The organism is Halalkalibaculum sp. DA3122 (genome assembly GCF_043951865.1).
In the GTDB taxonomy this organism is placed as follows: Bacteria; Bacteroidota; Rhodothermia; order Balneolales; family Balneolaceae; genus JAMQKA01.
In genome coordinates this window covers 210364-231958 of record NZ_JBINJF010000001.1, presented here as the reverse complement: position 1 = coordinate 231958, position 21595 = coordinate 210364, and the positions used below count along the sequence as shown (strand labels likewise).

Annotated in this window: 19 protein-coding genes; 12 read left to right on the top strand and 7 right to left on the bottom strand. The window is 50.0% G+C overall.

The genetic code is table 11. The annotated features are described in order from the left end of the window. Positions 1-26 precede the first annotated feature (26 nt). The 4 genes from ACG2F4_RS00895 to ACG2F4_RS00880 all read right to left on the bottom strand — a co-directional run bounded on the left by ACG2F4_RS00895 (position 27) and on the right by ACG2F4_RS00880 (position 4514). Positions 27-1787, bottom strand: coding sequence for a SurA N-terminal domain-containing protein (locus ACG2F4_RS00895; protein ID WP_395257346.1), 1761 nt, complete (start codon positions 1785-1787; stop codon positions 27-29). Positions 1788-2076: 289 nt separating this feature from the next. Continuing rightward, positions 2077-3009: an MlaD family protein gene (locus ACG2F4_RS00890; RefSeq protein ID WP_395257344.1), complete on the bottom strand. Its 933-nt coding sequence runs from the start codon at positions 3007-3009 to the stop codon at positions 2077-2079. Beyond that, positions 2993-3763, bottom strand: coding sequence for an ABC transporter ATP-binding protein (locus ACG2F4_RS00885; protein ID WP_395257342.1), 771 nt, complete (start codon positions 3761-3763; stop codon positions 2993-2995). Before ACG2F4_RS00885 ends, ACG2F4_RS00890 begins: the two co-directional genes overlap by 17 nt. Positions 3764-3776: 13 nt before the next feature. Beyond that, positions 3777-4514 carry an MlaE family ABC transporter permease gene (locus ACG2F4_RS00880; RefSeq protein WP_395257340.1) on the bottom strand — a complete coding sequence of 246 codons (738 nt, stop codon included), beginning with the start codon at positions 4512-4514 and terminating at the stop codon, positions 3777-3779. 124 nt (positions 4515-4638) lie between these two features. Between ACG2F4_RS00880 and ACG2F4_RS00875 the strand changes: the two genes are divergently transcribed. Then, positions 4639-5736, top strand: coding sequence for a potassium channel family protein (locus tag ACG2F4_RS00875; RefSeq protein WP_395257338.1), 1098 nt, complete (start codon positions 4639-4641; stop codon positions 5734-5736). A gap of 154 nt (positions 5737-5890) precedes the next feature. Further along, a complete protein-coding gene (gene aroC / locus ACG2F4_RS00870; protein ID WP_395257336.1) occupies positions 5891-7093 on the top strand; it encodes a chorismate synthase in 1203 nt (400 codons plus the stop codon). 389 nt (positions 7094-7482) lie between these two features. On the opposite strand, the gene ACG2F4_RS00865 is transcribed toward aroC, so the two are convergent. Then, positions 7483-9810 carry a S46 family peptidase gene (locus ACG2F4_RS00865; RefSeq protein WP_395257334.1) on the bottom strand — a complete coding sequence of 776 codons (2328 nt, stop codon included), beginning with the start codon at positions 9808-9810 and terminating at the stop codon, positions 7483-7485. A 474-nt stretch (positions 9811-10284) separates the two neighbouring features. On the opposite strand from ACG2F4_RS00865, the gene ACG2F4_RS00860 reads away from it, so the two are divergent. The 7 genes from ACG2F4_RS00860 (at position 10285) to ACG2F4_RS00830 (ending at position 17179) form a co-directional block, all read left to right on the top strand. Next, entirely contained in the window at positions 10285-10635 is a 351-nt protein-coding gene (locus tag ACG2F4_RS00860) for a hypothetical protein (protein ID WP_395257332.1), read from the top strand. Positions 10636-10694: 59 nt separating this feature from the next. Then, a complete protein-coding gene (locus ACG2F4_RS00855) occupies positions 10695-11405 on the top strand; it encodes an RluA family pseudouridine synthase (RefSeq protein ID WP_395257330.1) in 711 nt (236 codons plus the stop codon). A gap of 233 nt (positions 11406-11638) precedes the next feature. Then, a complete protein-coding gene (locus tag ACG2F4_RS00850) occupies positions 11639-12136 on the top strand; it encodes a Dps family protein (RefSeq protein ID WP_395257328.1) in 498 nt (165 codons plus the stop codon). A gap of 83 nt (positions 12137-12219) precedes the next feature. Beyond that, positions 12220-12510, top strand: coding sequence for a hypothetical protein (locus tag ACG2F4_RS00845; protein WP_395257326.1), 291 nt, complete (start codon positions 12220-12222; stop codon positions 12508-12510). 96 nt (positions 12511-12606) lie between these two features. Beyond that, the gene (locus ACG2F4_RS00840; RefSeq protein WP_395257324.1) at positions 12607-13431 is read left to right on the top strand and encodes a mechanosensitive ion channel family protein; all 825 of its coding nucleotides are present in this window, start codon (positions 12607-12609) and stop codon (positions 13429-13431) included. 199 nt (positions 13432-13630) lie between these two features. Then, on the top strand, positions 13631-15772 hold the full coding sequence (locus ACG2F4_RS00835; RefSeq protein WP_395257322.1) for a DUF349 domain-containing protein: 2142 nt from the start codon (positions 13631-13633) through the stop codon (positions 15770-15772). Between the two features lie 138 nt (positions 15773-15910). Then, positions 15911-17179 carry an MBL fold metallo-hydrolase gene (locus tag ACG2F4_RS00830; protein WP_395257320.1) on the top strand — a complete coding sequence of 423 codons (1269 nt, stop codon included), beginning with the start codon at positions 15911-15913 and terminating at the stop codon, positions 17177-17179. A gap of 271 nt (positions 17180-17450) precedes the next feature. On the opposite strand, the gene ACG2F4_RS00825 is transcribed toward ACG2F4_RS00830, so the two are convergent. Continuing rightward, positions 17451-17927, bottom strand: coding sequence for a hypothetical protein (locus ACG2F4_RS00825; protein ID WP_395257318.1), 477 nt, complete (start codon positions 17925-17927; stop codon positions 17451-17453). 380 nt (positions 17928-18307) lie between these two features. Between ACG2F4_RS00825 and ACG2F4_RS00820 the strand changes: the two genes are divergently transcribed. Then, positions 18308-18922 (top strand): TIGR04282 family arsenosugar biosynthesis glycosyltransferase, encoded by a 615-nt coding sequence (locus tag ACG2F4_RS00820; protein WP_395257316.1) that lies wholly within the window; start codon positions 18308-18310, stop codon positions 18920-18922. Beyond that, entirely contained in the window at positions 18919-19605 is a 687-nt protein-coding gene (locus tag ACG2F4_RS00815) for a TIGR04283 family arsenosugar biosynthesis glycosyltransferase (protein WP_395257314.1), read from the top strand. Before ACG2F4_RS00820 ends, ACG2F4_RS00815 begins: the two co-directional genes overlap by 4 nt. 174 nt (positions 19606-19779) lie before the next feature. On the opposite strand, the gene ACG2F4_RS00810 is transcribed toward ACG2F4_RS00815, so the two are convergent. Continuing rightward, complete coding sequence (locus ACG2F4_RS00810; protein ID WP_395257312.1) at positions 19780-20964, bottom strand: CynX/NimT family MFS transporter; 1185 nt, start codon at positions 20962-20964, stop codon at positions 19780-19782. Between the two features lie 160 nt (positions 20965-21124). Here ACG2F4_RS00810 and ACG2F4_RS00805 point away from each other — a divergent pair, with 160 nt between their 5' ends. Continuing rightward, the gene (locus ACG2F4_RS00805; RefSeq protein ID WP_395257310.1) at positions 21125-21568 is read left to right on the top strand and encodes a hypothetical protein; all 444 of its coding nucleotides are present in this window, start codon (positions 21125-21127) and stop codon (positions 21566-21568) included. Positions 21569-21595 lie beyond the last annotated feature (27 nt).

Sequence of the window (21595 nt, the reverse complement as noted above, 5' to 3'; positions counted from 1 at the left end):
AACGTTGTTTTATACTTTTATGGGATTTAGCCCTGGCGGAGCAGTTGTGCGCGGTTGTCTTCAATATCGGCGTCAGCCCTGAGCTGTTCCATCCATACCTGCATGTAGGATTTGCTTTTTTGCTGCTGAAGCTGCTGACGAATCTGCTGCCGGGTGCTGGTGGTCAGATCCTGCAGGTCAGCCTCACGTTTGCTCTCAACCCGTACTACAAATACAGCACTGTTGCCTTTGAGAACGTTTGAGGTCTCCCCTTCATCCAGGCCAAATACAGCACCGATCACTTCCGGCTCGCGGCCGGCCCCCTGTATGACCACGGAGCTTTTTCGAAGTCCTTCCTGTGTCATAACCTCTTTGCCCGAAGCACTGGCCAGTGCCTCAAGCGTGGAGTTGGAGTCGATCATGTTCTGAACCTGCTGTGCCACCTGCTCCTTGCGTTTTTCATTCAGTACCACGTTGTGAATCTGATCCCTGACCTCCTCGAACGGTCGGACGCCCTCTGGAATAATCTCATCCACTTTGAGCACGACAAACTGGCCGCTCAGCTCCAGGGGAGTAGAGATATCTCCTTCCGTGGATGTTTCCAGGTAGTTTAAAATCTGCCGGCTTTGACCGATGCCGGCAATAAAGGGATTGTCTTTGGTGGCAAATGCCTCCTGCACGGGGAGATTGCTGTTTTCAGCCTCGGCCTCAAATCCGTTCTGTTCGGCAAAATAACTGAAATCATCCGCATCCTGGGCTCTGGCATCCACTGTGTTTATGGGATCCGCCCGGATATCATAGCTGAGGACAACAAACTTCACCTGCTCCGGCGTTTCATCTATTTTCTTCAGCAGGTTTACTTTTCCCCCGGTTTGAATCGGTTCACTAACCTCTCCATTCTCGAGGTCCAGAACCGGCCGGAATTCCTCCCGAATTTCCGTCTTGTCCACAAATTCTGCGCTGTATTCGGTTGTCGATTGCTGCTGGAAGAGGAATAACGAATCATTTTCAGCCTGTGCGAAATCGTCGCGGATGTTGCGCAGGTCGCGGAACGTACGTGCGGTGTCTTCACTGGTCGGCGTTTTGTCAAAACTTACGTATTTGAACCGGTAGGACTCATTCTGTTCGTAGCGATCCTGGTTGTTATTGTAATATTCCCGCAGGTCGCTTTCGGTAACTTCAATAGTGCTGTCCGGAATTTCTGCATAGGGGAATCGCAGGTACGAGATGTCGGCCGTGGTGTTGTCGCGCAGATACTGCTGCTCAACTTCATGGCTGCTGACGACCATTGAAGACTGCACAAAATTGTTCATCTTTTCCTGGCGCCGCTTTTGGCGCAGTTGCTGTTCAATCATCACCCACACCTGGCTGTTTTCAGGTGATTCAATAGCCGCCTGGAGGGCGACCCGGTCGATGGTGCCATCCTCGCGCTGAAACTGTTGCCGTATAAACGGATCCGGATTTTCCCCGGTGATCATCTCAACAACCTCCTGGTCGGTCACAGTGATTCCCAACTCGCTCATCTTTTGTTGCAACAGCTTGCTGGTTACAAGTTCATTCCAGGCCTGATCCTCGTAGTAAGCCCGCATCTCCGGGGTGATGGAGTTGCCGGTCTGCTGCGAATAGCGATCGATATATCCGCTAATTCTGCTGTTGTATTCTTCCATCGAAATGGGATCCCCGTTGACACTGCCCAGGGAGCGGGGACCTGCCTGCATGGCATCAAAAACCTGTGTGTCAGCCAAAATCCAAAGTACACCAAAAGAGAAAATCAACACCCAAAGGATTACCCCGGTGTTCTTTCTCATTCTCTCCATTACGCCCATAACAAAAAACCTCGTATCTACTACAAATTTCAGTTTGAAAAATCGTTACAAATGGCCTCGTAACAGCCTGTATAAAGCTTGTAAATATACAAGAAGCCTGAACTAAGAGCAATTAAGGGTTCGAAGTTAATTCTATTACGGGTCAAGGCCCAAAGTATTGTTTGCAAGAGTCTTTTCAGAACCTGATGTCTAACCATTAGGTTACATGATTCGAATGTTTTGTCGAGTCCTCTGCAAGGGTTATTTAAACCGGTTTCGTCACTTCACATCCCTAAAAAACCTCTATAAGCCGCATGTGTTTGAGATATTTCTGAGGATCCTTGTTGATACCTTCGATCAGAGTTTTCATTTCCGCAGCCAGGCTGTCGTAACGGTTGTAAAGGGAGGGATCGTTGACCAGTTTGCCCAGCGTGCCGTCTCCATTCTCAATTTTACCCATAATGGTATTCAGCCGGTTCGAGGTTTCCGTCAGCTCTTTGCTCAGGCGTTCAACCTCCTGCAGGGAGCTGTTCATTTGAACCAGTGCGGAGTCGATCTGCTCCCGGTTGTCGGTGGTCAGCGTGTCAATGTTGGCCAATATGGAGTTGGCGTGATCGATGCTGGACTCCAGCTCATCGCGCTTGCTGTTGACAAGTTCGGAAACGTTGTTTGAAGTAGACTCAAGGTTGGAAAGCGTTTGTTCAATCCTGCCCCTGTTTTCTTCGGTCAGCGTGCGGTTGAGTTGTTCCAGCAGTGTATTAAGCTTGTTGAATGAGGAGGAGACATTGCTGCTCAGCTTTTCACCCTCGTTTTGGAGGGTTTCCATCATGCCGCCCTCGTACCGCCCCTTGATGTACCCGTCGTAGGGGACCAGCTCGTCGGATGTGCCTTTTTGGATGATAATTGCCTTTTCATTGAGAAGTCCCGATGACTCGAGTACGGCTACAGATCCCCTGGGGATGTCAACACCGAGATCGAATGTCATCCCCACAAGCACACTGTCTCCCCCCGCCAGCTCGATCTGTTTGACAGAACCGACCTTTACACCGTTGATATACACATAATTTCCCGCACTGAGGCCGTCCACACGGTCGAAATAGGCGTTTATTTTATGGGATTGCCGGAAAACCGGCATGTCTTGCATGACTCTGAACCCGAGAAACGCCACAACCAGCGACGCGATGATGGTGATTGCAACTTTCAGTTCGTTACTGATTTTTGCCAATGAAATTCTCCTTGTCTGTTTTTATTTGATATTCACTTGCCTTTATAAAGTCGAGTAGCTCTTTGTTGCCGCTGCTGCTCATGCTGTCGGTACGCCCGTGCCACCACAGTTTTTGTTCGTGCAGGAAAGCGACCTTGTCAGAAATATCCAGTACGCTGTGGATGTCGTGCGTTACCACAATAGAGGTGATGTTAAGATTGCTCGCCATTGAGGTGATTAGCGCGTTTATCTCATCGGAGGTTTGGGGATCCAGTCCCGAGGTCGGCTCGTCGTAAATCAAAAAGTCAGGCTGGAGCACGGTAGCGCGGGCCAGGGCCACGCGGCGGCGCATTCCGCCCGAAAGCTCACTGGTGTCTTTGTCGGCCGCTTCCAGCAGATTTACCATTTCGAGAGCCTCATGGACCTTCTCGGTGATCTTCTCCTCCGAAAAATCGGTAAAATACCGCATCGGGAAGGCCACGTTTTCAAATGTATTGATCGAATCGAACAGGGCCGATCCCTGGAACAGAACACCAAATCGCTGGCGCATTTTGCGAAGCTCTACGTACTCCAGCTCGAAAACATTTTCGCCGTCGATAAACACCTTGCCGGAGTCGGGATACATCAGCGCGTTCAGATGTTTCACCAGCACCGACTTGCCGCAGCCCGACCGACCGATAATGGCCAGGGTTTCCCCGTCTTCAATATCGAAGGAGACGTCCTGCCAGACCAGGAGGTCGCCGAAGCTTTTGGTTAGATTTTTTATCTCGATCATATAATCCTGCAATTTACAACATTATGGCGGCTAATAAGAAATCTGCCAGCAAAACATATATACAACTTAATACGGTGGCCTGGGTCGTACTGTTTCCCACCCCTTCGGCTCCACCGGTTGCAAAATATCCCTTGTAGCATGATATTGACGTGATTACGTAGCCAAATACAAACGCTTTGAGCAGGCCAAAGGAGACATCCCAGGGGTAGAAAAACTCTCGGGCCCCCTGCATATATTCGGCCGCCGGCACAGCGCCGGAAACTACAGCGGCGACGAGTCCGCCGGTAATACCCGATGCCGAGGCCACGATATAAAGTATCGGAAACATGATGAGGCCCGCCAGAACGCGTGGTACCACCAGGAACGAAACGGAGTTGAATCCCATCGATTCCAGCGCGTCGATCTGTTCGCTTACCCGCATCGTTCCCAGCTCGGTGGCAATGCGTGCGCCCACCTTGCCTGCCAGTACCAGGCTGGTAATCACGGCTGCAAGCTCAATCAAAATCGATTCCGAAACAATAGCGCCGATGACCGACTGCGGAACATAGGCGATTTCGAGCTGGTAGGCCGTCTGAAGCGTCATAACGGCCCCGGTAAATGCCCCCGTCAACAATACTATGGGTAACGACTCATAGCCTATCTTAACGAGTTCATTGACCAGGTTGTTTTTGTAATTATTATACTCATAGGAAGATCGAAGTGCGCGATAAAGCAGCAGTCCGTATTGTCCCAGTTTCTGTAGAGCTTCCATTCGGGTGTTTCGGTTTATATTTTCAGGGGTGGAAACTATTAAATTTACAAGTGGTTTTCATTTCATACGCTTTATTTTTCGGCTATATTGTCAACTTAATTTCCGACCAGTTCGTTTAAACACCGTGAGAAATATCTATAATGATATTATAAATAATATTGTCGCCTTCAGGATACTGGGGGCCACCGGTATTCTATGCATCATCTTTTTGGTGGGGTCGGCGGGATATCACCTCATAGAAGGTATGGATTTTTTTGATGGCTTCTACATGACTTTCATCACGATAACGACCATCGGGTTTTCCGAACTGCAGAACCTTTCCAACGCGGGGCGGGTCCACACGATGGCCCTGTTTGTGATGGGAATCGGGGTAATATCGTATATTGCCTCTCAGACAACACAGCTTATATTTGAAAGTGAAATTTTTAGAAAACGTGCTATGAAGAAGCAGCTGGAAAAAATGGAGAATCATTACATAATCTGTGGATATGGCCGCATCGGGCACCGTATCGGGCAGGTGTTGCGGGATGCGGACATCCCGATAGTGGTGGTGGAGAATCGGGATACCAGCATTGATCGAATCAAAGAGGATCGGCTCTTGTACGTGGAAGGAAATGCGCAGGAAGAAAATGTGCTGATTGAAGCGGGTATTGAACGGGCCAAAGGGCTTATCTGCACGCTTTCGCGCGATCAGGACAATGTGTTTGTAACGCTGATTGCGCGTGAACTCAACGAAGATATTTTTATTCTGGTACGTACCAACCAGCGCTCCAACACAAAAAAAATATTGCGTTCAGGGGCCAACAAGGTGATCTCTCCCTATGAGGTCGGCGCCGACCGGATGGCCAACGTGATACTGCGTCCGCATGTGGATCAGTTCATGGATAAAATTCTCGGGGGAACTACCCAGGACCATATTTTTGATGAAGTAAAAGTGTTCGAGGGGTCCGACCTGGCTGGAAAAACACTTTCAGAAGCGCGAATCAGGGAAAAATATTTTGTCGTTATCATCGCCATAATTCCCGAGGGAGATGCAAGTCGCATCAAGTTTAACCCGGGCAGCAGTGATAGCATCGAGGTTGGGGACTCCCTCGTTGTGCTTGGAGATGTCGACCGAATTGAGCAGCTGCGCGAAAGCGGCTGTGATGATACGCGCACCCTGGAAGAGCGGGTCTCCCGCCATGATTATATTAAGCACGAGCATATTGATATTGAGACCTGACGGCGAAAATAAAGGAAAACCCAGGTATGAAAGATTAAATCCTCTGAATATTAAACCCGCCTGTGCGGTTGATTTACAGTAAATAAGGAAGTTTGTGAACTGGCGTACAGGATAGAAAATTGCAATCTAACAACCCGTTTTACCCTACTACAGCATGATTCGATATATAACAGCAGGAGAATCGCACGGTCCACAACTAACCGGAATTATAGAAGGTATTCCCGCCGGCCTCCCGATTACAGAAGATGAAATTGCCCTTCACTTGGCGCGCCGCCAGAAAGGATATGGCCGCGGTGGCCGGATGGCATTTGAAAAAGATAGAGCAGAAATACTGTCGGGCGTCCGGTTTGGGAAAACGATGGGAACCCCCATCGCCCTGCAGCTGCCCAACCGTGCGTTTGAAAAAGATGACACCGGCTGGCCCAAAGTAATGAACAAGGAGGGAGACGGCGAAGATGTAGACCCGATAACCGTCCCCCGGCCGGGACATGCCGATCTCGTGGGGGTTCAGAAATACCGGTATGACGACATACGGCCGGCTATTGAGCGGTCCAGCGCCCGCGAGACGGCCATGCGCGTGGGATTAAGTGCGATTGCACGGAAACTGCTCAAGCATTTTGGTATCGAAATCGGCGGTCATATAATTCGTATCGGCAGTGTGGGGTATGAAGATGAGTGGCAGGATGTGCGTGCCGTTGCCGATCCCCTGATGGAGAAGGGGGCCGAAACGATATTTCGGGCTGCTGACGAGTCTCCCGTGCGCTGCCTCGATGAGGAGCTGACCCGCAAAATGCGCGAAGAGATCAAGCACTGGAGAAAAGAGGGAAGTTCACTCGGAGGCCACTGGGAGGTTGTGGTAACGGGTGTGCCCACCGGGCTGGGCAGTTTTGTGCACTGGGATCGCAAGCTGGAAGGTCAGCTGGCCCAGGCCATCATGGGTACCCAGGCGATGAAAGGGGTGGAGGTCGGGCTTGGCTTTGAGGCCGGTCGCCGCCCGGGACATCAGGTCCACGACGAAATCACCCATGAAAATGGAGCGTTCCGGCGCCGGACCAATCGGCTTGGCGGCTTCGAAGGAGGCGTCACCACCGGCATGCCGATAGTCATTCGCGGGGTGATGAAACCGATTCCCACCATGCTCACGCCCCTGAAGACCGTGGATATGAATACGAAGGAGGAGATGGATACCCGCTACGAGCGCTCTGATGTATGTGCGCTGCCTCGAGCGGTCGTCGTAATCGAAAATGTGATCGCCCCGGTAATCGCGAACGCTTTCCTGGAAAAATTCGGCGGTGATTCGGTCGAGGAGATTGAAGAGCACTACCATTCGTTTAAAGCAAGCAAAAAGAGGAAGTAAAAACCGGGACTTCTCCTCTTCAACAGGCTTTAAACGTTGTGGACGTAAGAGGTAGGATAACCTGAATTCGACATAAGGATCTCAACCAGAATGCCTGTTTGCGTTGAAATGGCAAGAAACGAGTCCCTCTTTGAGGAGGGTGGCCCAATCGCGTGGCTCTCGCAAATGGGCCGGGAGGTGCAGGTCTGAGATAGAGAATAACAACCCTTCCGCCTTGGGCAGGGCGTTGTTAAACCATACTTCTGCCCAATTCCGTCATTTTTGCACATTTGAAATCCTCATTTATGAGGTATAAGCTTCAGCCCCGAATGGGCTCATGGGTTGGTCTTGGACAAAACCCCTGGTTTTGCAACGCTTTCCTGCAATTCAATTGGCTGCACGGAAGTTTGTTATTCCGCGGCTTCCGGCAGTGCATTCGCCGGGTTATCCCGGATGATATCCAGTTCTTCCAGCAGCCGGTCGGCCCTGCTGTACTCCTCCATCAAAAACAGCATGTAGCGGATATCTACGTTGATGGTACGGTTAAGGTCGGGGTCATAATAGTAGTCGCCAATTACCCCCTCGTAGTTGCTGTCGAAGGCGATACCCACAATCTCTCCGTCACCGTCCAGCAGTGGACTCCCGGAATTCCCTCCCGTTATGTCATTCGTAGTCAGCAGGTTGACAACAAGGTGACCGGATTCCGTTGTATAGGGAACGGAGGCGGGATCCTCTGTATACCTGTTTTTGTAGTAGTCCTCGAGCTCCTGCGGCGTATCAAACGGCTCCTTACCGGTGTCTTTGGCGATCATCCCTTCAAATGTGGTGTAGGGCGAATTATAAAGGCCGTCGGTGGTGCTGTACCCGAGTACGCGTCCCCCGCTGAGCCGGAGCGTGAAGTTGGCATCGGGATATTCTGTGGAGTCCTGCCGGAATCGTTGCATGCCCTCCACGTACCGTTCGCGGGCAGGATTAAGGTAGGCAAAATGCTGGGAGTAGTTGTTACGGCTAAATTCAAAAGCCTCATACATGGCACGATACAGCTCTACCAGCGGGTCGACCGGCCGGGGGGATGACTTTTCGACAGGAGAAGCAAGGAGTTGTTCCGCCTGGGCGGGGCTGTAAATCATCGATTTTTTCAGCCGGTCTTCTACATAATGATTGATCGCTTTTGCCAGCGCATCCCCCTTTTTATCTGCGAAAAGATCAACGAAAAAGAGTGGTTTTTTGCCGGCGGGCAACGATGCCATAATATGGAGCATCTGCTGCAGCATCATGGTTTGGGCCTCGGGGTTGACCGATTCCAGCATCTGGCGGTGCTGCATCAAAAGGGTGTCTTTTCGGCCGGCACTAAAGGAGAGACTGTCGGGATGCTCAACGTAGGTAAAATAGTCGTCATACAAACCGGCGGCCTGCAAAAGCGTGTTGTTGTTTAGTGCATAATAGGTGCCATACAGCAGATCCCCGGTTTGCGAAGCGATATCAAATGCCTGCTCCAGCTGGCTGAGTACACGCCCGTAGCGCAGATCGCGGGCCGAATCACTTTCCACCCACTGCCGGAACTGCTGTTCCTGTTCTTTTTTTCTCTGCACGATTCCGTACTTGTCAAATCCATCCTGAACACCTTTGAGGTACTTTAGCGTGTTTGCTACCGAGGCGCGGTCAGAGGCCTGCTCAACTCTCACATCCTCATCCTGCTCCGCCGCATACTCCATCGCGTCGTGGATCGCCTGGAACGCCTTGATCATTACGGGATTGCGCACATTCTGGTAAAAGCTGAATGCATAGCTGCTCTGGTAGCGGTAGGTGGAACCGGGAAACCCCAGGGTCATGGTAAATTCGGTTGGTTTCGCTCCGTCTGCGTCAATAGCCAGGTGTCGTGAGGGCGTAAATGGGATGTTTTGTTCATCATAGGTTCTACCGCTGCCGTCGGGGCCCACGTAAGCGCGAAGGAAAGCATAATCACCGGTGTGGCGCGGCCACTCCCAGTTGTCTACATCCCCGCCATATTTACCGATGGACGAGGGCGGGGCGTACACCAGCCGGATGTCCCGGATCACTTTGTAAACAGCCATAAACTGGCGATTGCCGGCCCAGTAATCGTCGATCTCTACCACCAGGTCCTGGTTGCCCTCTTTTCGCTGCTGAATTAGCTGCTGCCGGACCTGCTGTTCCAGCTCGCTGCGTTCATAATTGTTGAGGGTATCCGGGATCTTAGCGCTGATCCGTTCCGTTACTTCGGTCTGTTCAACCGGGATATAAAGGGAATACCCCTCAGCCGGAATTTCCTCTGCTCCGTTCTCAGCGTAAAATCCCTGCTCAAGGTAGTTCTGCCGGGCCGTACTTGCCGAGGTGATGGCATCGTAGGCTACGTGATGATTGGTCAACAGCAGTCCCCGTTCCGAGACGAAAGAGGCCGTCCCTCCGCCGCCTTCACCGATATTCAGGCGAACAATGGCCTGGTTTAGTGAAGGAGTGTTGGGGCTGTAGATTTCATCGGAGGATAGGCGCAGACCCTTGGAAGCCATTTCGGCATGAACAGCACCCTCAATTTGGGGCAGTAGCCACATGCCGGCATCATTGGGGGTGTCGCCGAAAAGATAATGGGTCGAGAGGTCGGGAAGCTCCCCTGCTGCATCACGGGAGGAATCCGGCTGCTGAAGGCTGGCAGTGCTTGAACAGGAGGTAAATAGCAACAGACCCAGAAAAAGGGGAATCCAATATCTGATATTTGACATGGGAAGAAAGTTATTCAACTGGTAAATGGTTTTCGGAAGCGCTGTTTGTTTTGTTCTTTAATTAAAATGCCGGCCTGTTGTTCAGAACTACATCTTTGAATTCCGTTTTATTCATGTGCTGCCAAACTTGTTTTCTGCTAACCTGCAGCGATCCGGACTGACAACGGCTGGCTTGCATTGCGTTACTGCAAGATTGTAATAATTCAAGGATTCAAAAAACGGAAAACATACCTATATTAGACGCAGGCAAATATAAAATACTAAATACGAATATTTTAATTCGGTTATTGTGAAAATCGGATGTCATCTGGTGTTATGACGATCAGATTCATATGGCAGCAAGCCGTACGCTTTTGGATAGTTGAGTGATTTAACAGGGCATGAACCCAAACTCCAGCACGTAGTCTCGCACAAATAACGACTATACTAATTAACCAATAACCACATTAGCGAACCTATAAGTCACCTTTCAATATGATTTACAAGCAAAATTACTTTTATCTCTGTAAAACTCCGTTAAGTGCAGAAGGACCGGAAGATGTAGAAATTATTACACGGGCTGACAATAGCAAGGATTTCCCCCGCGTTTTCAAGGAATACGAAGAGCTGCGCTCGCACGCTTTTAACGAGGATAAGCTTTACAGCGTTGTGCGTGCCGATGACGTATACGACCTGATCCGGACCGGTACAAAAGAAGAAGCCAAAGAAGCCGCTTTTGAACAGGCACAACAGGAGATTATTACCAATCTTCAGCACCGGGTTATGCAGGATGAGGACAAAGATGCAAAGGCCATTCTGAGGGAAGTTCACGGTGTGGAAGGGTAAGACGGGCTATTCCCCACCAGATTAACGTAACAATACCGGACAAGGACTTCACTTCATCTATGGGTAGAAAAAGAGAATTTTATATCGTTCACCAGGACAAGGATATCTTTGTGGTGGACAAACCCGCCGGTCTCCTTTCGGTTCCCATCCCAAACAGCAATGTTAAAAACCTTTTCGACCTTGTTGCCGAACATCTTGGCAGGCATGGGGCGCGCGTGGGCAGCGTGCATCGCATAGACCGGTATACCAGCGGACTCATGGTATTTTCCAAGAATGAACGCGCGCATCACAACATGCTGGAGCAGTTTAAAAATCATACACCCGAACGCTGTTACCTTGCTATTGTTCGCGGCGTGTTGAAGGAGGATGAGGGAGAGCTGATTCACTACCTGAAGCTGATAAAGGAGGGCTTTCGGAATATTGTGGTAGATAAGGAGGAAGAGGGTGCCACGTATGCCCGCCTTACCTACAAAGTGAGAGAGCGGTTTGAGGAGAACACCCTGGTTGAGGTCTACCTTGACACGGGACTGAAAAATCAGATTCGCGTGCAGTTCAACGAGATCGGTCACCAGCTGGTGGGAGACCAGCACTATGCGCCCGAAGAGGAGCAAGAGCCGCTCATCAACCGCCAGGCGCTCCACGCGTACCGTTTGGCGTTTGAGCATCCCCGTACGGGTAAAAAGGTGTCTTACGAGGCCAAAATACCGGCTGATATGCTCCGTCTCATCGACCGGTTCCGGTGGAACCGGGAGCGTGCCGAAGAATCCTGAATTTGCTGTTTCTCTTTTGTCCTTTCTATCCCGGATATAGGAAGTTCCTATCGAAAAAGAGGAATGATTTTCCCGCTTTTGATGTAGTCAATAGTGAATTGCAAAGCCAATGCAGGAACAAGCAAAGATTAAGAAAAATTGTCTGCGAGCGGTCTGTTGCCAGCTGTCGAAAAGAAATATGAAGCAGACAACAGCATTCAATATTCAACAAAATTATTAGGAGGTATTATACGATGAGCAACAAAGATGGAGTCATGGATATGGAAATCAATATCGGGCTAAGCGAAGAGGATCGGAAAGCGATTGCGGAAGGGTTGTCGCACTTGCTGGCCGATTCGTACATGGTCTATTTGAAGACGCACAACTATCACTGGAATGTAACCGGCGAACTTTTTCATCCGCTGCATGAGCAGTTTGAGCAGCAGTATACCGAGTTGGCTGAAGCCATCGATGAGATTGCCGAGCGGATCCGCGCACTCGGGCACAAATCTCCCGGCTCGTTCAAGGAATTTAACCAGCTGACCTCAATCAAGGAGGATCCCGAGAAGCCGAAAGCCCTGGAGATGGTACGCCGGCTGGCCATTGCCAACGAGCAGGTGATCCGCACCGCACGGGAAGCGCTGGAAGCCCCTAAAAAAGCAGATGACGAGGCTACCATCGATCTGATCACCCAGCGCCTTAATGTGCACTCCAAAGCCGCATGGATGCTTCGCAGCCACCTTGAAGACTAAGGTGACCAGGTTGAAAATATCGATATTCGGCAATACCGGTTTCCCTGTTAACTTTAAATCATTAAATACCAGAGGAGGTCACTATGGCCACTCGAGAACAGTATATCGACAAACTCGAAAAACAGTTGCGTGAATGGAATCAGCAGATCGACACCCTGCAGGAAAAAGCGCAGGGAGAGTCGGAGGAGATCAAGACAAAGATTTCCGACAGGCTTGAAGAGCTAAAAGCCAGGCGCAGTGAATTGAACGAAAAACTGGATCGCATTAAAGATTCAGGCGAAGAAACCTTCGAAAAAATAAAAGAGGATGCTGAAGTCCTGTGGAAGGATGTGAAAGAGGGATTTTCAGAAGTGCGTTCTATTCTGAAAGGGTAGAAAACACAATTAACATAATATTTACCTAATTTAAGGCAGCATTTCGAAATGCTGCCTTAATTTTTTAGTACAGCCTAATTCAAAATTACAGGAGAAATGATGGAGAATATCAATACACTATGGCAGACTGTCAGGGAAGATCTTGCCGTATATGGACTCGATGTAATCGGGGCCCTGGGAATATTGATTGTCGGTTGGATCGTGGCAAACTGGCTGAGCAAGAGAGTACAAAAGGCTACCATAAAAACCGAAAGAATTGATAATACCATATCGCCCATTTTGATAAAGGGCACAAAAATTATAGTGCTTGTTATTACCATCCTGGCGGTCTTGAGCAAGTTTGGGGTGGAAACGGCCAGTATTATTGCCGTGCTCGGTACGATCGGACTGGCCATCGGGCTGGCTTTGCAGGGCACCTTGAGCAATATCGCTTCCGGCTTTATGCTGCTGGTACTTCGCCCGTTCAATGTGGGAGACGCTGTGGATATCGGGGGTACCTCCGGGGTGGTCGATGAGATCGGCCTGTTTGTAACCGAGATGCACACTTTCGATAATATCGGCGTCACCATGCCAAATTCCCAGATCTGGGGCGATAAAATTGAAAATTTCACGCGACATAACACCCGGCGCGTCGACATGGAGATCGGCATAGGCTATGACGACGACATTGATGAGGCGATGGCCGTCATCAATGAAATTCTGGATGCGGATGAGCGGGTTCTTCCGGAACCGGAACCGCTTATTGCCGTGGGAAGCCTCGGGGACAATGCCGTGGTCCTGCGCGTACGCCCGTGGACCGCTACAGAGGAGATCTGGCCGCTGCGGTACGATCTGACCAAGAAAATCAAGCAGCGTTTCGACAAGGAGGGTATCAGTTTCCCGTTCCCCCAGCGAGACGTGCACCTGTTCCAGCAAACCTGAAGCCGTGACCGCACAGGATGCATGATCCGTTGCTGTTTAAAAATGTGAAGCCGGCCGCTGGGTCGGCTTCCTTTTTTTACTTGACAGAAGAAGTTTGTAATAAATTGTATAGAAATATTATCTTAGTTCAACTTAACGAGTTTTAAAATATTGCAAAGGATAGGTCTCTAAAGAGGGAAAAGGGTCCCGGATTGAAGTTATGAGTGAAGAAACCAAGACAACAGTGGATGTGGAATTTGAAAATAAATTCTCCTATTTGACCGACAAGGGAGAGCTGATACTAAAGGAAACAAGCCTGTTTGGCGAACGGAAAATCGCAGAAGTGACAGACGAGGAAGAGCTTTCTGAAACGGTGGATGAATACCGGGAAATGTTCCAGCAGCTCGAGGACAAAATTAAAGCGTTTCTCGGGAAGGATGAGAAAAGTGCTGATAAAGTGGAAGCACTGATTAATGAGCTCAGGGAAGCACAGGCAATTGGCGATTTTGAGGAACTGTACAATCGGTTAAAAAAGGAGAAAGAACAGTTGAAAGAAGAAAAGTCCAAAGCGGAAGAGCCGGTGAATAAGCAGGAAGCTGAATCAGCTGTCAGCCCTGAGGATGGCGAGAAAAAGCCGGAAACCGATGAAGCTGAAAAACAGGAATCGGAGGAACCGGAGGAGCAGACCGGCCTTGGGTACTATAAGGAGCTGGTCGAAAAGGCGGAATCGCTGGCCAAGCAGTCTGACTGGCCCTACATCACGATGGAACTGGACAACCTGGGCGGCAAATGGGATGAAGGCCCCGAGATCGAAGGTGAAGAGGATATCCTGAAAAACCTGCTGAAGCGGTTCCAGGAGGCGAAAGAAACGTTTGAGCAGCGGAAAGAGGAACACTACGAACAGCTGAACAAGCAGAAGAAAAAGAACCTGGAAAAAAAGCAAAACCTGCTTGAACAGCTGACCGAGATTGTGGAAAACAAAAACTGGACGGCAACCGACAAGGTCAGCAGCATCAGGGGCCAGTGGAAAAGTGTTGGTATTTTACCTTCCGGCACCGGGGATGAGCTCGACGAGGAGTTTGAAGCCAGGCTAAAAGAGTTTGACGAACACAAGGTGGATCGCCTGGTAAGTAAACGCCAGCAGGAGGAAGACAATCTTACCGGCAAACTGATTGTGCTGGACAAGATGGAAGAACTGGCGGCCTCGATCGATGACAGTACAAGCGATTGGAAGGCGGTCGACAAGGAGTTTGACGATCTGACCAGGCAGTACAAGCGAATTGGCCGGGTTCCGGCTGAAAAATCGGACGAGGTGTGGGATCGATACAAGTCTGCACAGGACAAGTATTATGACAAGAAATACCAGCACGACGAGAAACATCGCCAAAAATTTGACAAGTATTACCAGAAAAAAGAGGATCTGTGCCGCAAGGCGGAGGCCCTGATGGACGAGGACAACCTGCCGAGGGCAGCCAAGGAGCTCAACAAGCTGCACCGGCGCTGGAAAAAGACCGGCAACCTTCCACAGCGCGATGAAGACAAACTGTGGGCGAGGTTCAAGGCGGCGACGGATGCCTTCAACGAATATAAATCCGAGCACTCGGATGAGCTGCGCAAGCAGGAGGAGGCCAACTATGAGAAAAAGGTTGAGCTGATTGAGAAGGCCCGCGAGATCAATGACACCACCGAGTGGGACAAAGGCCACAGCAAAATGCAGAGCCTGCTCGACCAGTGGAAAAAAGTGGGTCCGGTCCCGCGGAATAAATCCCGCAAGCTCTGGAAAAAATTTAAGGAGGCACAGGATGTATTTTATGAGCGCCGGCGCGAGCATTTCAAGGACAGGAAAGAGCAACAGAAAGAGAATCTAAAGGAGAAGGAACGGATTCTTGAAAAGTTGCGCGAGCTCGGCACGCATGATGATCCCATTGAGGCGGTTGAAAAGGCTAAGCCGCTGCAGGAAGAGTTTAAAAATATCGGCTATGTGCCAATAAAGAAGAAAAACGAGGTATGGAAACGGTATCGCGAGGCTTGTGATGTTATTTATGAGCGGTTTCGTGCGGCCAAATCGGGCAATAAGTTTGACCAGGAGCTGGCGAAAGCTGACCTGGAGCCCGACCAGCGGTCCAAAATTATGGATATCCGCAAAAAGTACAAAAAGGTGAAGCACGAGATGAATGAGCTGAAAGAGGAAGTGCTGCAATACCAGGAATCAAAAACCTACTTCAAATCCAGTGATGATGACAATCCACTTCTGAATGAGATACAGTCAAAAATTGACAAAGTGGAAGAAAAACTGCAGCAGAAACAGGATAAGCTGGACGAGCTGGATCAGAAGATTGATGAGTTACGAAGGGACGAGTAACGAATGACGAGACCGCAGGCTGGGAATAACAAATAGCGGGAATAATCTACAGGAACGGTTGCAGGCGGAACAACGGCTATTGATAACGCAGAAAAATGAATGGTTCAGGCAGGAAACGGTTGACAAAGGTCCCTTTTTGTGAGTGAAAAAAGAATAAATAAAAAGGTATTTCTTGTTTCGGAGTCCCCCTCCGATTTAACTGTGTTAACCCGGGCAATCGAGGAGAGCGGGTTGCGGCTGATCAAGGATAGAAATTCCGATAATGAGGAACTGGTAAACCGTATACGTACCAGCCATCCGGATCTTGTCTTTTGGGACAGCAGGGCATTTGCCACAGAGGCGATCTCCATAATTCAGGCCCTCAGAGACAACGCCGAGACGGAGTCGATGCCCGTATACCTGTTTCAATCAGCGAGGCAGGGAGTGAATGCCTTTCCGGCTGAATTTACCTCGTTTGAGCAAGTGACTGTGTTGGATGAGAATATCGATGCCCCCCAGGTACGTCGCCTCTTGAACGGTGTTCTGAAACCCAGCCTAGCGGTTAAACTGTGGGGAGTCCGCGGATCGACTCCATGTGCCAATAAAGAGAATATCGTTTACGGTGGGAATACCACCTGCGTGCAGGTGGAACTGCCATTTACCGACGAGTTGCTGATCCTGGACAGTGGTACCGGAATTCGCAACCTGGGCAACTATCTTTCGGCATTCCGGGAAGAGGTTACCGGCAATATATTTATTACCCACCCGCATTGGGATCATATTCAGGGCTTTCCTTTCTTTAAACCGATCTACAGTGCTGAAAATCATTTTGCCATCCACATGCCTCCCCAGGCCACCGGCGGGTGTCGTGAGATTCTTTCAGGCCACCTCTCCAAAACTTTTTTCCCGGTTACGCTGGATATGTTTGATGCCAGCCTCGAGTACGTCACCCAGGACACCGGAAAGCAGGAAGGCAACGGGTATTCCATAGAATACATGCTGGCAAATCACCCGATTAATACCGCTATTTACAAGTTGAAGGCTGCGGGAAAAACCATCGTGTTTGCCCCGGACAACGAGTTGCAACCGATCGATCAGAAATCCTGCGCCTTTTTTTACGAAAAGTTCAGGGAGTTTATCCGGGATGCTGATATTTTGATTCACGATGCCCAATATGACAAGATAAGCTACAGGAGCAAGGTCGGGTGGGGACACTCCGCGTGGGAGACTACCGTTGATTTTGCACGCCGTGCCGGGGTGAAAAATCTTTTGTTAACCCATCACGATCCGGATTCCGACGACACCTACCTGGCAGAACTGGATGAAAAAATAGAAAGAAAATTCGGGGAATATTTTGAATCCGTACAGCTGGCTAAAGAGGGAACCAAAGTAAAGCTGGAAGTCAGGGATCAGATCCGGAATGATTAGCAGAAGCCTTTGCAGAACCTGATCCTTAGTTGGGAGGTGGTTGTACACCGACCTTCTATAGCGCATAAAGCGGAAGTACAACTCCCTGCGAACGGTGATTCAAATGTTTTCCAAAGGATTCTGGCAGAGGTTTTATAAAATCGCTGCTATGCCCAATGTTAGCATTTCACGGGTTTGAAATTCTCATTTATGGTATAAAGTTATATCATTGCAGACCCCGGGAAGGGGCTGCTTCGAGAAGTAATCCCTTCTCAAACAACAGTAATCGGTATTACAGGTAAATCCGTACCCCCAGCGCCCCGCCGATGTCGAAATCAGTACTTGGCGCCAGGTTAATGGTGGGGGCCAGTTCCAGGAAAAGGCCTACCGGTGATTCTTCGAACAGATAGTTGATACCGACCGGTACGCGAACTCCGAGGACGGCATCATTTTCTGTAAAAATCAATCGCCCGCCGATACCATAGAACAGGGGGAGCTGGCCTTCCTCCACTTCGTCAAATACAGAATAATTGTGCCACAGGTAATCGGCATGCAGGTGGACCGCATCGTACTGCCCAAGCGACCATGCCAATCCCCCGTCAATGGCGTTTTGTTGCGACTGCCAGTATTTAAGGCTGATACCTGTGGGTTCGCCGACCATCAGGCCCACTCCGAGCTTGCCATCCTGGTTTTGAGCAACGGCAGAATGAGCGCTAAATAATAAACATAGTATTGAAACGGTTAACAATCCCGAAAGAGATTTCTTCATAGGTTGCAATAAGATTTTGATTATTTAGTAAGATTCGCTCGTCAAAGATGGTCTTTAAATTTAATAATTGCCAAAAAGTTTCGAACATGACAAATATTTTTCAGAAGGGCCCTGGACCAGGGGTTATATCTGGAATCAAGGTCGGATCAAACTCGAAACCAGGGTTTATCCCCCTGTAAATAAAGCTTTAACATTTGTGAAAACGCCGGGATTGGGCAAAATAAGAGTTTTTGAAAGTCCTCTTTTACGTAGAGCGATGATGATCACGGGTGGATTTTACACAAAATGGCCAAGCGGGGTGAAATTTCGATTCAGCATGGATATGTTACACTGGAATATCAACCGAGATCATAATCCTCAAAACACGTAATTGACAGCAGGTGCCAACAGAAGAACTTATACTTGTTTTCGTAAAGAATCCACACCAGGGAAAAGTCAAAACGCGGCTTGCTGAGTCGGTCGGCGCGCAGAAAGCGCTGCAGATATATCATCAGCTGCTCCGGTATACATGCGACGTTGTGAAGCCTCTTGAGGCCGATGTGCAGGTATGGTACTCCGACTATATTCCCCTTAATGACATGTGGGATGAGGTTGGGGCTGAAAAGAGAACCCAGATTGGAGAAACTCTCGGCCAGCGGATGAAACACGCGTTCAATTGCGGCTTTGCCGGTGGATACCAGCGCATTGGCATCATTGGGAGTGACTGTGCCCAGTTGGAAACCGACCATCTCCGCCAGGCCTTCCGGGAGCTGGAGGGAAATGAGGTCGTTGCCGGTCCATCTCGCGACGGCGGGTATTACCTGCTGGGGATGCGCAATTACTACCCGGAACTTTTTGAAGATAAAGAGTGGAGCACCAGTGGAGTTTATGCCGCCACAGTCGCCGATATTGATAGTCTCGACCTTTCATTTGCCGAACTCCCGGAACTCAACGATGTAGACACGCTGGATGACTGGAAAGAGGTCAAATACCGATTTGTTAACTCCCGGCCATGAAAATTAGCGTCATTATCCCGACCCTGAATGAAGAGGATATGATCGGTCGGACAATCCGGGCTGTAAAGAAGCGTTCCGGCGGCTACCTGGAAGAGATCATTGTGGTAGACGGTGGGAGCGCCGACCGCACGATTTCCCGGGCAAACCAGGCGGGGGCTACGCGGGTGCTGCAGACGGCCGAAAAAGGGCGCGCCCGCCAAATGAACAAAGGGGCCCGGCACGCCTCCTCGGAGATCCTGTACTTTTTACATGCCGATACCATCCCGCCCCATCAATTTGACGTGCAGGTGGCGGCGGCCTGCCAAAGAGGGGCCACTGCCGGTTGTTTCCGGCTTGCATTCGACCGCGATCACCCTCTCCTGAATTTTTATGCCTGGTGTACCCGGTTTGACCTGAACGCATTCCGCTTTGGGGACCAGAGCCTGTTCACCACCCGGACACTGTTTACACGTACCGGAGGATTTGATGCCGACCTGCTGGTCATGGAGGATAATATGATGGTGAGGAAAATAAAGAAATTAGACAATTTTGAAATATTGCCCGAGCAAGTGACAACCTCCGCCAGGAAGTATGAGAGGGTCGGTGTGGTTCGCCTGCAGCTGATATTTACGCTTATTTATGGACTGTTTTTCCTGGGCATATCCCAGGAGCTGCTGGTTCGCATCTATAAAAAGCTGATATAAAAAGGGAGCTCTTTGCAACCGTGTTGGGGTACTATCGTACCATTTATAGCTGAGACTATCTTTATTTCTGTATTTTAGTCTGCCCACTCAAGATATATTTGTCCTTTCATCGTTATTGTTGCTTGCCTTATTTCCCAAACAATATTGGTGGAAATCGGAACAGAAAAGCAGGAGTTAACACTTTTGGGGTTTTGCTGCCCCGAGTCCCACAAAAAGTTTAACCAGGAGAACGGCAAAAAGGAGTCCCAGCGGAACCAGCCAGGCCCCGGTAAAATCGTGAAGGGCCCCGAACAGGGTGGGACCGGTAGCGGCCAGCGCGTACCCGATGGATTGTGACATGCCGGAGAGCTCTGTCGAGGTTTCGGAGTTTTCGGTGCGAAGTACAATAAAGAGGAGGGCCAGTCCAAAGCTTCCTCCGAGGGCGATCCCGATAAGGGACACCCACAGCGGTACCCAAAATGTGCCGGGAAGTAATAGCCCGACAAGGCTGATAAGCTCCATAATTACGACAATCCAGACGGCAACGCGCTGGTCGCTCATCTGCTCAGCCCAGGTGGGAATAATGAGACTGCCCAGGATTCCCATTCCCTGCGACAGGGAGAGCATCCAGCCGGCATATTCGGCTGTCAGTCCCCGATCCACTAAAATTTCCGGGAGCCAGGCCAGCACAACATAAAAAGCAAACGACTGAAGTCCCATGAAAAGAGCCACCTGCCAGGCCAGCCTGGAACCGCCCAGGTCTTTCATTGCCTTAAGAAAACTGCGTGAATGTTTGGGGAGCGTGGTATTGCGGGTCTGGGGCAGCCACACCAGCAGGGCGATGACTGCGGGAAGGGCCCAGGCCCCCAGTGCCCAGCGCCAGCCCAATCCCACCTCAAAAGCCAGTGGAACGCTGATGCCCGCCGCTACCATGGCACCAAACGCCATGGCGCTGGAGTAAAAACTGGTCATTAAACCCGTTTTGTGGGGAAAATCGCGTTTTACCAGTGAGGGAAGCAAAACATTGCCAAATGCAATGGCGATGCCCAGCAGCAACGTTCCTCCGAACAGTGCCAGCGGAGACTCCAGCACGCGCAGCAGAATTCCTGAGGTCAGCAAAAGGAGCGCACCAGCCAGCGTCTCCTCAATACCGAACCGCTTGGTAAACAGGGGGGTAAGCGTAGAGAGGGCAGCAAATGCCAGCAGCGGCAGCGTTGTTAATAAACCCAGCAGCGTGTTGGAAAGTCCCGTGCTGTCACGAATCGCCCCGATCAAGGGGCCCACTCCCGAAAGGGCCGGCCGCAGGTTGATCCCGATTAAAAGGATCCCGGCTATGAGCAGAAATTGTTGAAGTGGTGACCGGGGTTTGGATGTAACCATCTGCAACGTTGATTAGCGGTTGAACAAAATGCAGCGGAAGATACAAAGCAATGGCAAAAAAGCCGAAGGCTAACACCTAAAATACCAGAAAGTATATTGCGTTTATTATTGGTGGATTAAAAGAGATCAGTTTCCAAAACTTTTGTAATACTTCAACAGTATGAGTGCACAGCGACTGTATATCGACATGGATGGAACGCTGGTCGACTTTGAGGCCGGTATCCCGTTGGTTAGTGAACATCAGAAAGAAGAGTACGGCGATGATTTCGATGATATCCCGGGATTTTTTGACGACCTGCCCCCGGTGGAGGGAGCTGTATCGGCATACCGCACGCTGGCAAACGCTTATGATACATATATTCTTTCTACCGCACCGTGGAATAACGAGACGGCATGGGCGGCCAAAAACTTGTGGGTGCGCCGGTATCTTCCCAAATCAGCTCACAAGCGACTTATTTTGACTCATCACAAGCACCTGGTGTTTGGAGATATACTTATTGACGACAGGAAAGCCCACGGGGTGGATAAGTTTGATGGGGAACATATTCATTTCGGAACTGAGCGTTTTCCGGATTGGCCGTCGGTACTGGAATACCTGCTGTAGCGCTAATCGTTTGAAGCAGGGATTCTC